This is a genomic window from Aeromicrobium sp. CnD17-E (genome assembly GCF_024124745.1).
Taxonomy (GTDB): Bacteria; Actinomycetota; Actinomycetes; order Propionibacteriales; family Nocardioidaceae; genus Aeromicrobium.
On record NZ_JAMXRU010000091.1, the window covers coordinates 1 to 12,585 of the forward strand.

At 71.5% G+C, this 12,585-nt stretch carries 13 protein-coding genes; 5 read left to right on the forward strand and 8 right to left on the reverse strand.

Going from position 1 to position 12,585, the window contains the following annotated elements; all coding sequences use genetic code 11:
* Both NH339_RS14390 and NH339_RS14395 read left to right on the forward strand, forming a co-directional pair.
* A partial coding sequence (locus NH339_RS14390; protein WP_253026542.1) for a hypothetical protein occupies nt 1-488 on the forward strand: 488 nt, incomplete at its 5' end.
* A 63-nt stretch (nt 489-551) separates the two neighbouring features.
* Complete coding sequence (locus NH339_RS14395; RefSeq protein ID WP_253026544.1) at nt 552-1,931, forward strand: NAD(P)/FAD-dependent oxidoreductase; 1,380 nt, start codon at nt 552-554, stop codon at nt 1,929-1,931.
* Between the two features lie 15 nt (nt 1,932-1,946).
* Here the strand turns inward: NH339_RS14395 and NH339_RS14400 are convergent, their stop codons facing one another.
* The 6 genes from NH339_RS14400 to icmF form a co-directional block, all read right to left on the reverse strand.
* Nucleotides 1,947-2,702, reverse strand: coding sequence for a helical backbone metal receptor (locus tag NH339_RS14400; protein ID WP_253026546.1), 756 nt, complete (start codon nt 2,700-2,702; stop codon nt 1,947-1,949).
* On the reverse strand, nt 2,699-2,866 hold the full coding sequence (locus NH339_RS14405; RefSeq protein ID WP_158509157.1) for a hypothetical protein: 168 nt from the start codon (nt 2,864-2,866) through the stop codon (nt 2,699-2,701). The genes NH339_RS14400 and NH339_RS14405 overlap by 4 nt, the downstream gene beginning before the upstream one ends.
* Nucleotides 2,867-2,928: 62 nt before the next feature.
* Complete coding sequence (locus tag NH339_RS14410; protein WP_253026558.1) at nt 2,929-3,429, reverse strand: thioesterase family protein; 501 nt, start codon at nt 3,427-3,429, stop codon at nt 2,929-2,931.
* A gap of 9 nt (nt 3,430-3,438) precedes the next feature.
* Nucleotides 3,439-3,834 (reverse strand): hypothetical protein, encoded by a 396-nt coding sequence (locus tag NH339_RS14415; protein ID WP_253026560.1) that lies wholly within the window; start codon nt 3,832-3,834, stop codon nt 3,439-3,441.
* A 166-nt stretch (nt 3,835-4,000) separates the two neighbouring features.
* Nucleotides 4,001-4,666, reverse strand: a complete 666-nt coding sequence (locus NH339_RS14420) for a hypothetical protein (RefSeq protein ID WP_253026562.1) — start codon at nt 4,664-4,666, stop codon at nt 4,001-4,003.
* 118 nt (nt 4,667-4,784) lie between these two features.
* Nucleotides 4,785-8,027: a fused isobutyryl-CoA mutase/GTPase IcmF gene (gene icmF / locus NH339_RS14425; RefSeq protein WP_253026564.1), complete on the reverse strand. Its 3,243-nt coding sequence runs from the start codon at nt 8,025-8,027 to the stop codon at nt 4,785-4,787.
* A 110-nt stretch (nt 8,028-8,137) separates the two neighbouring features.
* Between icmF and NH339_RS14430 the strand changes: the two genes are divergently transcribed.
* A complete protein-coding gene (locus NH339_RS14430; RefSeq protein ID WP_067853609.1) occupies nt 8,138-8,638 on the forward strand; it encodes a MarR family winged helix-turn-helix transcriptional regulator in 501 nt (166 codons plus the stop codon).
* Nucleotides 8,635-9,024 (forward strand): hypothetical protein, encoded by a 390-nt coding sequence (locus tag NH339_RS14435; protein ID WP_253026566.1) that lies wholly within the window; start codon nt 8,635-8,637, stop codon nt 9,022-9,024. The genes NH339_RS14430 and NH339_RS14435 overlap by 4 nt, the downstream gene beginning before the upstream one ends.
* Before the next feature lie 15 nt (nt 9,025-9,039).
* Here the strand turns inward: NH339_RS14435 and NH339_RS14440 are convergent, their stop codons facing one another.
* Nucleotides 9,040-10,365, reverse strand: coding sequence for an HNH endonuclease signature motif containing protein (locus NH339_RS14440; RefSeq protein WP_253026568.1), 1,326 nt, complete (start codon nt 10,363-10,365; stop codon nt 9,040-9,042).
* Nucleotides 10,366-10,963: 598 nt separating this feature from the next.
* Here NH339_RS14440 and NH339_RS14445 point away from each other — a divergent pair.
* Nucleotides 10,964-12,334: a GntP family permease gene (locus NH339_RS14445; RefSeq protein WP_253026570.1), complete on the forward strand. Its 1,371-nt coding sequence runs from the start codon at nt 10,964-10,966 to the stop codon at nt 12,332-12,334.
* Nucleotides 12,335-12,336: 2 nt separating this feature from the next.
* Here the strand turns inward: NH339_RS14445 and NH339_RS14450 are convergent.
* Nucleotides 12,337-12,585: hypothetical protein (locus tag NH339_RS14450; RefSeq protein WP_253026572.1), on the reverse strand; the 249-nt coding region annotated here is incomplete at its 5' end.

Genomic DNA, 12,585 nt, shown 5'->3' on the forward strand with positions numbered 1-12,585 from the left:
CCGTCGCGACGGCCACGCCGACGCACCCGTCGGCCCAGCCCGCGCCGGTCGGCCCCGTGGCCCGGCCGCGGTCCGTCACGGTGGCGGTCGTGACGACGTTCGTCGCGTGCGGTGTCGTGGCGCTGCTCGGCCTCCTGCTCCTGCTGGTGACGACGGTCGGTGCCGACGCCTACCGCACCGCGCTCACCGAGCCCGGGATCGCCCGCGACCTGGTGCGCTCCTCGGGCGTCAGCGCCGACGAGATGATCGAGCTCCTGCGGGTCTCCGCGGTCGTCTGGCTCGTGGCCTGCGTCGCCGGCGCCGTGGCGGCCCTCGCCGTCGTCCGCCGGGTGCCGGCGGGCGGGACGGCGCTGGTCGTCGTCGCGGCGGTGACCATCGGCCTGTCGGTCTTCTTCCTCCCACTGGGCGTCGTGACCGGCGCCGCGGCGATCGTCGTCATCGTCCAGCTCCGCCGCCCGGAGTCCCGCGCCTGGCTCTCGGGGGAGTGACCCAGGTCACCGACCCCCTCGCCGAGAGGCGGCCCGACGCCCGGCGCGAGTAGGGTTGGAGCCATGAGCAACAGCGTCGTTCCCGGCTCCAAGCGCCCCCACGTCGTCGTGGTCGGAGGTGGCTTCGGAGGGCTCTCCCTCGTCCGCAAGCTCAAGCGTGCCGACGTCGACATCACGCTCATCGACCGGCACACCTACAACACCTTCCAGCCCCTGCTCTACCAGGTCGCGACGGCCTCGCTGAACCCCGGCGACATCACCTGGTTCCTGCGCGCGGTGCGCGCCGGCCAGAAGAACGTCCGCTTCCTCAAGGGCATCGTCACGAGCATCGACCACCAGGCGAAGGTGCTGAGCCTGCACGGCGAGGTGTCCGTCTCCTACGACTACCTGGTGCTCGCCAACGGCGTGACGACGAACTTCTTCGGCACCCCGGGCGCCGAGGAGTACTCGCTGCCCCTCTACAAGCGCTCGCAGGCGCTGCAGGTGCGCGACCGGCTGTTCGCGAACCTCGAGGAGTTCGCCATCAACGGCCAGGACGAGGACCTGCGCATCATCGTCGTCGGCGGTGGCGCGACGGGTGTCGAGACGGCCGGCGCGTTCGCCGAGTTCCGCAACAACGACATGCCCACGACGTACCCCGAGCTCGACCGGGCCCGCATCCACGTGACGCTGCTGGAGATGGCGCCCCACGTGCTCGGCCCGTTCGACGAGAAGCTGCGCGACTACGCCAAGCGGTCGCTGCTCAAGCGCGACGTCGACCTGCGGCTGAACACGGCCGTCAAGGAGGTCCGCGAGGACGGCGTGCTCGTCGAGGCCGAGGGCCGCACCGAGTTCCTCAAGGCGGGCATCGTCGTGTGGGCCACCGGCGTCACCGCCCACCCGACCGTCCTCGACTGGGACGTGCCCCAGGGGCGCGGCGGCCGCATCGAGGTCGACGACCACCTGCGGGTGAAGGACCGCCCCGACGTGTTCGCGATCGGCGACATCGCCATCGGCCCCGACCCGCTCCCGCAGCTCGCCCAGCCCGCCATCCAGGGCGGCAAGCACGTCGCCAAGCTGATCAAGGCCACCACGAAGGGCAAGGCCGACCGGGTCAAGCCGTTCAAGTACTCCGACAAGGGCACGATGGCCACGATCGGCAAGTCGTCGGCGGTCGCGGAGATCACCCACGCGCCGAAGCTCACCGGCTTCCTCGCCTGGATCATCTGGGTGGCGCTGCACATCGCGACGCTGCTCGGCAACCGCAACCGGTTCGCGACGCTCATCAACCTGTCGAGCAAGTACCTGTTCTCCGGCAGCCACAACGCGATCGTGGGCGAGACGCCGTACGTCGTGTCCAAGCACAAGCTCGAGATCACGCCGCTGGAGAAGCAGAAGGCCGAGCGTCGTGTCCTCGAGCGCAAGGCCGCCGCGCACGAGCAGGAGCGCGAGCACCAGTCCTGACCAGGACGGGTCGGCTCACAGGGCGCCCAGCACCTCGCGGGCCTCGACGAGCGACGGTCCGTACCAGGTGAGCAGCCGGCCCGACACGAGCCGTGTCGGCACCGACGTGAACGCCTCCGGCCCGTCGTCGGGGCCGAAGACGTAGGGCTCGTCGGGCAGCAGCACGAGGTCGACGTCGGACGTCTCGAGGTCCGCGACGTCCACGTGGGGGTAGCGCTCGTGCGGGTCGCCCGCAGCGCCCGTCGTCACCTCCCACCCGAGCCGGCGCAGCAGGTCGGCCGTGAACGTGCGCGGCCCGACGACCATCCACGGGTCGCGCCAGATCGGGACGGCCACCCGTCCGCGTGGTGCCGGGGCGGGCGCCGACCAGAGCCGCCGCGCGTCCGCCAGCCAGGCGGGCTCGCCCCAGCCGAGCGCGTCGGTGAAGAGCCGTCCGAGGGAGGCGAAGGCGTCGTCGACGGTCTCGATCCGCGTCACCCACACGGGGACGCCGGCGTCGCGCAGTCGCTGCACGTCGAGCTCGCGGTTCTCCTCCTGGTTCGCGACCACGAGGTCGGGCCGGGCCGCCTCGACGGCGGCGCGGTCGGGGTTCTTGGTGCCGCGCACGCGCACGACCTCGAGGTCGTGCGGGTGCGTGCACCAGTCGGTCGCCCCGACGACAGCGCCGGGTCTCGCGGCGGCCAGTCCCTCGGTGATCGAGGGGACCAGGCTGACCACGCGTCGCGCCTCGGTCGGCACGGCGACGTCGTGGCCGAGGTCGTCGAGGGTCACGCCCCGTCCGACCGCGCCTCCCGGCGGGCCTGCGCCCGCTGGCGCGCCTCCGCCATCGCACTGCGCCGCTCCGCGCCGTCACGGCCCGACGCGGCTGCGATCCCGAGGCCGGCCACGACCAGCACGACCACGACGGCCACCATGATGAAACCCCACGCCAGCACCGGCACTCCTCTCGTCTATCTCCTTCGTACCCGACGAGCGCGGGCGGCGCCTCCCGAGCGGGTCAGCGTCGGACGCCCAGCCCCCCGCTTAGCGGCAGCTCCCAGGCCGGCCGGTCGTCCGCGATCGCCGCGTCGAGCAGGTCGGCGACGTCGTCGGGGAAGGGCACCGGCCGGCGCGTGCCGAAGTCGACGTGCACGGTGACCGCCTCCATCACGCACGACAGCTCGCGCCGCGTGTGGTTGGTGAGCAGTGCGGCCACGTGCAGCACCTTGTCGCTGCGGTCGACGACCACGACGCTCACGCCGATGCGGTCGCCCTCGACCGACTCGCCCAGGTAGCGCAGGTGCTGCTCGGCGGTGAACGTCGTCAGGCCCCGCTCGGTGATGTACGCGTCGGCCATGCCGAGGTCGCGCTGGTGGCGGGCCCAGATCGCCGCGCCGCCGAACGTGAAGTAGTGCGCGATGTTCATGTGCCGGTTCTCGTCGAGGTGCTCCGGGCCGACCACGTGCTCGTGGACCACGGGGAGGCTCGCGGCCTGCTCGTACGTGGGGAGGGTCGTCACGCCCCGACGCTACCGCCGCGGATCGGTGGGGTCGGCGCGGTGCCCACCGTCCTGGGACGCCCGGCCTCCCTCGGGAGCGTCGGGGTCGAGCCGGTCCGCCTCGGCCAGGCGGTCGTCGGCGTGGCCCTGCGCCTCGGCGGCCTCGTTCTCCAGGTCGACGGCGTGCCGCTCGAGGCGGTCGGCCTCCAGTCGCGCCTCGTCCGCGTCGGCGCGGGCGACGGCAGCGCCCGCCTCGGTACGTCCGGCGGCGACGTGCGCCTCGGCGGCCTCCTCGCGCAGCGTCACGGCCCGGTCACGGTCGCGGACGCGGCGTGCCTCGCTCGACCTGCGAGCCGCGGCGAGGGCGACGGCGAGCACGACCAGTGCGACGACGACGGCGATGACGATCCAGACCCAGGTGTCCATGTGCTCTCCTCATGTCCGCGCTGCGCCGGCGGCGCTGTCCGTCGCGGACCTCGACGTCCTCCGTACCCCGTTCGGGCGCTCTCGTGCACCGGGACGCTCCTGGACGCACCGCACCCCACGGTCGCGGGGAACCGTGGGGTGCGGGGTGGGACCGGTCGGTGCTGCGTCAGCGACCGAGACCGGCCTTGTCGACCTTGCGGTGGAAGTGCATGCCGGCCAGGCCGCCGAGCGCAGCGCCCACGAGGGCCGTGGCGACGACGCCGACGAGGGCGACGACGCCCTGCAGGGTCAGGTCGGACAGGCTGTCCGGGATGCGCGGGAACGCGTTCAGGTTGTCGAACACGTTGTACTGCGAGCCGGCGACGGCGCCGAGGATCGCGATGACGATGGCCGCGACGACGGCCCAGCCGAAGACCGCGAGGCCCTGGCGGATGCCGTCGAAGCGGGCCATGCGGCCGGCGACGTAGCCGCCGCTGTAGTACGACACGAACACGACGACGAGGAGCAGGATGACGCCAGCCCAGCCGATCTCGCCGGCGGAGATCCCCTGGTCCTGGGCCGCGTTCGCGAGGTCGGTCGTGTCGGACGCCAGGCCGATGCCGGCACCGGCTGCGGCGACGAGCGCGGCGAGCAGCACGCTCATGCCGGTCGCGGTGATCCAGCCGAAGAAGGCGCAGACGATCTTGACGCCGCCGAAGCGCTCCTTCTCGCGGTCGACGACGTCGCGCCGGTCGAGCGTCGGGTCGGTGCGGTCGGCCACCGGCTCGCGGTGGGCGGCAGTGGCGTCGCGGTGGGCTGGGGTGGCCTCGGGGCGGGGGTCGTGGGTGGTCATGGTGGGGCTCCTGTCGCTGAGCTCGATCGATCGGCGATCGGGTCTTGACTTTCACGGTAGGACGTGATCGTGATACCGGCGACTCGAGCGAGTCGTCGGCGCCGCCACCGGCCCGCACTCAGACGTTGCGCCGGTACTGCCCCCCGACCTCGAAGAACGCCTCCGTCACCTGCTGCAGCGAGCACACGCGCGCGGCGTCCATGAGGACCGCGAACACGTTCTGGCCCGACGTCGCCGCGTCCTTCAGCCGGGCGATCGCCTCCTCCGCATCCGAGCGGTGCGCCTGCTGGAACGCGTGCACCCGGTCGAGCTGCGACTGCTTCTCCGACTCCGTCGCACGCGCCAGCTCGACCACGTGCTCCTCACCCTCGGCATCGGGTCGGCGGAACGTGTTGACACCGATGATCGGCAGCGACCCGTCGTGCTTGCGGTGCTCGTAGAGCATCGACTCGTCCTGGATGCGGCCGCGCTGGTAGCCGGTCTCCATCGCGCCCAGCACGCCGCCGCGCTCGTTGATCGCGTCGAACTCGGCCAGCACGGCAGCCTCGACGAGATCGGTGAGCTCGTCGATGACGTAGGAGCCCTGCAGCGGGTTCTCGTTCATCGCGAGGCCCCACTCGCGGTTGATGATCAGCTGGATGGCGAGCGCCCGGCGCACCGACTCGGTCGTCGGCGTCGTGACGGCCTCGTCGTAGGCGTTGGTGTGCAGGCTGTTCGCGTTGTCGTAGATCGCGATGAGCGCCTGCAGGGTCGTGCGGATGTCGTTGAAGTCCATCTCCTGCGCGTGCAGGGAGCGACCCGACGTCTGCACGTGGTACTTCAGCTTCTGGCTGCGGTCGTTCGCGCCGTACTTCTCCCTCATCGCCACCGCCCAGATGCGGCGCGCGACACGGCCGAGCACCGAGTACTCCGGGTCCATGCCGTTGGAGAAGAAGAACGACAGGTTCGGGGCGAAGTCGTCGACGTCCATGCCGCGCGCGAGGTAGGACTCGACGTAGGTGAAGCCGTTCGCGAGGGTGAACGCGAGCTGGCTGATGGGGTTCGCCCCGGCCTCGGCGATGTGGTAGCCGGAGATCGAGACGGAGTAGAAGTTCCGCACGCCCTCGTCGATGAAGTACTGCTGGATGTCGCCCATCATGCGCAGGCTGAACTCCGTCGAGAACAGGCACGTGTTCTGGCCCTGGTCCTCCTTGAGGATGTCGGCCTGCACCGTGCCGCGCACGTTCTTCAGGGCGTACGAGCGCAGCTCGGCGTGCTCGGTCTCGTCGGGCTCGCGTCCCTCGCGCTCGCGGAAGGCGTCGACCTGCTGGTCGATGACGGTGTTGAGGAAGAAGGCGAGCACGGTGGGGGCCGGACCGTTGATGGTCATCGAGACCGACGTGCTCGGCGAGACGAGGTCGAAGCCGTCGTAGAGCGCCTTCATGTCGTCGAGCGTCGCGACCGAGACCCCCGAGGTGCCGACCTTGCCGTACACGTCGGGGCGAGGATCGGGGTCGCGGCCGTAGAGCGTCACGGAGTCGAAGGCGGTGGACAGCCGGGTGGCCTCACCGTCCTCGCTGAGCAGCTTGAACCGTCGGTTGGTGCGGAACGGGTCGCCCTCGCCGGCGAACATGCGGGCGGGGTCCTCGCCGTCCCGCTTGAACGGGAAGACGCCGGCCGTGTACGGGAAGAACCCGGGCAGGTTCTCCCGACGCCAGAAGCGCACCAGGTCGCCGTGGCCGGTGAACCGGGGGAGCGAGACGCGCGGGATCTTGTTCCCCGACAGGGACTCGCGGGTCAGCTGCGTGACGATCTCGCGGTCGCGGACCCGCACCACCTGCTCGTCGCCGGAGTAGGACTCCACGACGGCGGGCCAACCGGCGATCTGGTCGGCGACGTCGTGCGGCACGTGCCTGCGGGCCGACTCGAGCAGCGTCGTGACGGCGTCGGCGTCGAGGCCGGCGTCGGCGAGCTCGGCGGCGGTGGTCTCGAGCCGCTGTGCACGGTCGGCGGCGTCGGCGAGTCGCTCGGTCTCGGCGTGGTACCCGCGGACCGTCTCGGTGATCTCGGACAGGTAGCGGGCGCGGTCGGCCGGCACGACGGCCTGGATGCCCGACGAGCAGCGCACGGCGACCGGTGCGAGCGTGCCCTCGGCGACCGGCAGGCCGCGTTCGGCGAGGTGGTCGCGCAGGTGCTGGTAGAGCGCCGTGACGCCGTCGTCGTTGAACGTGGCGGCCGACGTGCCGAAGATCGGCATGTCCTCCGGCTTCTTCCCGAACGCCTCGCGGTTGCGCACCAGCTGGCGGCCGACGTCGCGGTAGGCGTCCTTCGCCCCGCGGCGCTCGAACTTGTTGATCGCGACGACGTCGGCGAAGTCGAGCATGTCGATCTTCTCCAGCTGCGAGGCCGCACCGAACTCCGGCGTCATGACGTACATGGCGGTGTCGACGTGCGGCACGATCGCGGCGTCGCCCTGTCCGATGCCGGGCGTCTCGACGACCACGAGGTCGAACCCGGCCGCCTTCAGCACGGCGACGACGTCGTCGAGGCAGTCGGGCAGCTCGTGGGAGCCGCGGGTGGCGAGCGAGCGGAAGTAGGTGCAGTCCGCCCCTCGCACGGCACTGCCGAGGGAGTTCATGCGGATGCGGTCGCCGAGCAGGGCACCGCCCCCGCGACGTCGGGTGGGGTCGACGGCGACGACGGCCACCCGCAGCTTGTCCTGCTGGTCGACGCGGAACCGGCGCACGAGCTCGTCGGTGAGCGACGACTTGCCCGAGCCGCCGGTGCCGGTGATGCCGAGCACGGGCGACCGGTGGCCGGCCGCGGCCTCGCGCACCCGCTCGAGGTCGGCTCCGGCGAGGCGGCCCGTCTCGGCGAACGTGATGGCACGGGCGACGGCGGCGCGCTCGCCGGCGAGGACGGCGTCGACGTCGAGGGCGCCGAGCGAGGTGAGGTCGATGTCGCACGCCTCGACGACGGAGCTGATCATGCCTGCGAGGCCCATGCGCTGGCCGTCCTCGGGAGAGAAGATCGTGACGCCGGAGGCGCGCAGCCGGGCGATCTCCTCGGGCACGATGACGCCGCCCCCGCCGCCGACGACCTGCACGTGACCGGCGCCCTGCTCGCGCAGCGACTCCACGAGGTACTCGAAGTACTCGACGTGCCCGCCCTGGTAGGACGAGACGGCCACGCCCTGGACGTCCTCCTCGATGGCCGCGTCGACGACCTCCTGGACCGAGCGGTTGTGGCCGAGGTGGATCACCTCCGCCCCCTGGCTCTGGAAGATCCTCCGCATGATGTTGATCGACGCGTCGTGCCCGTCGAAGAGCGCCGACGCGGTGACGAGTCGGACGGGGTGCGTGGGCACGTGCAACGCGGTCATGCGAACTCCTAGGAAGTCAGATGCTCGGACATCCTACTAATGGGACGTGCTGCGCACCACCCCGTCGTCGAGGTCGGCCGGGTGCGCGCCGCTGCGCCTATGATCAGCCCATGCCGCAGGAGCCCCGACTCGCGTTCGACCCGCTCGAGCGGGCGGGAGAGCTGTGGGAGGAGCGCATCGGCGACGCCACGGCCATGCGGCTCGCGACGTCGATCATGCGGGTGCACCAGCTCGTCATCAGTCGTCTCGACGCGGCACTGAAGCCGCACGGGATCACGTTCGCGCGTTTCGAGGTGCTGCGCCTCATCTCCTTCAGCCGTGCCGGCCGGCTGCCGTTGAGCAAGATCGGCGAGCGGCTGATGGTGCACCCGACGTCGGTGACGAACGCGATCGACCGGCTGGAGGCGCAGGGCCTGGTGGTCCGCGAGCCCGACCCGACCGACCGCCGCCGGACCTTCGCGTCGCTGACGCCCGACGGTGAGCGGGTGGTCGAGGACGCCACCGCCGCGCTCATGGACGTGCAGTTCGGGGTCGCGCAGCTCGACGCCGACGACCAGCAGGCGGCTTACGCGCTGCTGCGGGGTCTGCGGCAGGTCGACTTCGGCGCGTGAGCGACGTCGCCGAGCGGGAGCCGGAGCCGTGGTTCGTCGAACCGGAGCTCTGGCTAGGGCTGTCGGTGGTCATCCATGTCCTCGCGTGGGTGGTCCCCGAGCGCGCGGAGCACGACCCGCTGCGGCTGGCGTCGCTGCTGGTGGGCGGGTTCCTCGTCCTCACGATCGTGCGCCGCGCCTCGTTGTACGGCTCGCGGACGGTCCGGTGGGCCGGCCGTGCTACCGCGGTGGTCCTGCTGACGTCCCTAGGGATGGCGCTCGACGCATGGGCCCGCTCCTCGACCACCGAGCTCGCCGTGGGCTGGCCGGTGCTGGTGCTGGTGGGGGTGGTCGCGCCGATCGTCCTGCTGGTCGTGTGGGCTTCCTCCCGCCCGCCCGCACCCTGAGCGCGGACGCCTGGTTCATCGGGGTCGGTACTGGATGTGGTCGGGGTGGGTGTGGTGGATCTCGACGAACTGGATGGTGCGGTCTCGTCGGGTCCAGGCGCGGGTGAACGCGGTCTCGGCCTCGATGGTGCGGGTGGGTAGGTGCCAGTGGGCGTTGCCGTCCTGGTCGTGGGTGACGGTGAGGGCTCCGCGGGTCTTGAGGCCGTGGTGGGGTGGGCAGCGGTGGTGCAGGTTGGCTGCTGCGGTGGTGGGTCCGGGTTGTTGGCCTGGTGGTGGGTCGGGGTCGTGGGGGATCTGGTGGTCGATGTCGCATCCGGTGGCGGGTCGGGTGCAGCCGGGGACGTCGCAGGTCCCGTCGATGAGGTTCAACGCCCTGCGTAGGGGCTGGGTGGGGAAGCGGCCCAGCTCGGTGACGTCGAGGATCCCGCCGTGCTCGTCGGTCAACAACCGCGAGAACAACGTGCCTTCGGCGGTGGCGAGCTCGGCGAGCAGGCCAGGGTCGAGGACGTGCTGCCCGTCGGCGGAGACGCCCGGCTCGCTGGAGAGGCCGAGCAGGGTGGCCAGGGAGACGGTGACGCCGACGTGGAAGCGGCCGCGCCCCGACGTGCCGACGCGCGCGTGCTCGGCAGCGGTGTCGGTGGTCTCGGTCTTCCCACCCCTCTGCAGGAGGGTGTCGACGAGGGCGTCGGCACGAGCTTGGGCCAGGGTCCTCTCGTCGTCGAAGGTTTGGGTGCGGGAGGCCTTGGCGGCGAGGGTCAGGTCACGGTCGATGAGGAGGGCCTCGGTGGTGGGGATGAGGGCCTGCAGCAGGCTCATCCCGTCATCCAACGCGGTGATCGTGAGGTTGCGGTCCGCGTGGGCGGACTTGCGGCGCTCGATCGCGTGGTCGGGCTCGACCCGGACGAGGAACCGGCGCAGCCACCCCTTCAGCTGCCCCAGGGTGTGGGACGTGGCGTAGGCCAGGACGGTCTCGTCCAACCGGGTCACGTTCTCGGGGTGGTGGAGCTTCCAGGCGGTGGAGGCGATCTCGCGGGCCTTGGCCCGATCGACCTCACCGCGCAGGTGGCCAGCCCACACGGTGGGCAGGTCCATCACGAGGGTGCGGGTCGCCGAGACCAGGTTCGCCACGAACCCCTGCGCGAGATGCAGCTCGAGGGCGGCCTCCAGGATCGCGACCTGCCGGGCGTCCTCCACCTGACGAGCCGACAGGCCCTGGGCGAGGGCGTCGGTGCGGCGGGTCTCCACGAACCGCAGCACCGCCCGCGCCTGCTCCGCCTCACCCGCCCACACCCGACGCGACGCATCGAGTGCGTCGGCCAGGAGGGTGTCGGTGAGGTTCATGTCTCCAACCTAGAGACCCCCTCCGACACCCCCCTCCAGCCCAGAAAACTCCTGTGGACAGTGGAGTTTCGGCTGGTTCGCGCTGGGCTGTTGCCGGGTGGTCTCGATACGTCAGGACGAGCTCGCTGGCGCTCGCCGTCCTGACTACTCGACCAGCGGTGGGCGTCGCTGGTCGAGTAGTCGCCTCCGCCGAGGGACGAGCCTGGGTCCGACGTATCGAGACCACTCCAAGCTGTCGCTGCGGGGTCGGTCCGCGCCGGGCCGCTGCCGAGTGGTCTCGATACGCAGCCACGGCGCTCGTTCCTCGCGCGCGGCCGCTACTCGACCAGCGGAACGATTCGCTGGTCGAGTAGTCGGGCCTGGTGAGGTACGAGCCTGGGTCCGACGTATCGAGACCACTCCAAGCTGTCGCTGCGGGGTCGGCCCGCGCTGAGCTGTTGCCGGGTGGTCTCGATACGACCGACCGGGCTCCTTCGTCGCCGGTCGGCCTACTCGACCAGCGGGACTCGCTTGCGGGCCAGGAGCGGGACCTCGCGTGGGGGCCGCGGCGGGAGGGGTGGCCTAGGGTGAGGCGCACTGTCGATCGAGGGGGAAGATCGTGGAAGTCGTCCACACCGCCATCGCCATCGTGCTCGTGGTCGGGCTGATCATCTGGGCGAAGGTCGACTCGGTGATCTCGCTCGTGATCGCCTGCCTCTACCTCGGGCTCGCCGCGGGCGTGGGGTTCGAGGGCACGGTCACCGCCATCACCGGCGGGTTCGGGGAGATCATGACGAAGGTCGGGCTCCTCATCGGGTTCGGCGTGCTCATCGGCGCCCTCCTGCACTCGCTGGGCACGTTCCGCAAGCTCGTGCGGGCGCTGCTGTCGGTCGTGGGGGCGAAGCGGTTGCCCTACGCGCTCACCGGCGCCATGTCGACGGTGTTCCCGTCGATCTACGTCGACGTGCAGGTGGTGCTCGCTGCGCCGATCGCGCGGTCGTCGGCGCGCCACGTCGGGCCCCGCGGGCTCGCGCACCTGGCCGGTGCGATCGGCACGGGCATCTTCGCGGGCTACGTGTTCGTCGTGCCCGGCCTGGCCGCCGTCACGATCGCGGGGATCCTCGAGATCCCGCTCGGCACCTACATGATCGCGGGCATCGTCCTCGGGCCCGCGACGGCGCTGCTCACGACGTTCCTGTTCGGCCGCCTGCTCCGTCTCGGCTGGTGGAAGCCCGAGACCGACGAGGCGCAGGACGAGCCGCTCGACGGCGACGGCGTGGAGCAGAACACCGCCGGCACCGGCCCCGGCGAGGGCGCGAGCCGCAGCGACGTCGACGTGCCGCTGCCGGTGGCCCTCCTGCCGATCCTCGTGCCCCTGCTGATGATCGCCGGTGGCGCGTTCGCCGACCTCGCCGACGTGACGAACGGGTTCGTCGCGTTCCTCGGCAACCCGAACGTCGCGCTGTTCGTGGGCTTGCTCGGCGCCTACCTGCTCGCGCGCGCCGCGACCGGCGTGGAGCGCACCGACAAGGCGCTCAAGACCGGGTTCCACACGACGGGCGAGATCCTGCTCATCACCGGCATCGGCGGCTCGCTCGGCGCGGTCATCGAGGCGACAGGCCTCGACCAGACGCTCGCGTCGCTGTTCTCGGCCAGCGAGGGTGCTGCCGTGGTCACCAGCATCCTGCTGGCGTGGTTCATCGCCGCAGTGCTCCACCTCGCGATCGGCTCGGTGTCCGTGGCGGCCATCGCCGCGGCCGGCATCATCAGCCCGGTGCTGGGCTCCATCGACGTCGCACCGCTCGCGATCGGCCTGGCCGTCGCGTCGGGGTCGATGTTCGCGCTCACCGTGAACTCGAACTTCTTCTGGATGTTCAAGTCGCTGCTCGGCCTGACGACGAAGGGCGCGCTGAAGACGATGACACTGGTCACCAGCATGGCCTCGCTGGTGTCGTTGCCGATGGTGCTCGCCGTCGCGTTCCTGGCCTGACGTCAGGGCTCGACGCGGTAGCGACCCTCGAGCGCCATCTCGATCGTCTGGATCCGGGGCAGGTCGAGGCACCGGCTGACCACGCCGAGCACGACCCGGTCGGGCTGCACGTCGACCTCGACGTCGTAGCCCGACGGCACCGCGGCGCGCACGGCGCCGGCCAGGCCCGACGGTGGCGGCGACGCGAGGTCGAGCGTGGCGTCGACGCGGTGCACGACCGCGTCGCTGCCCCGACCCGGGCAGCGCTGGGT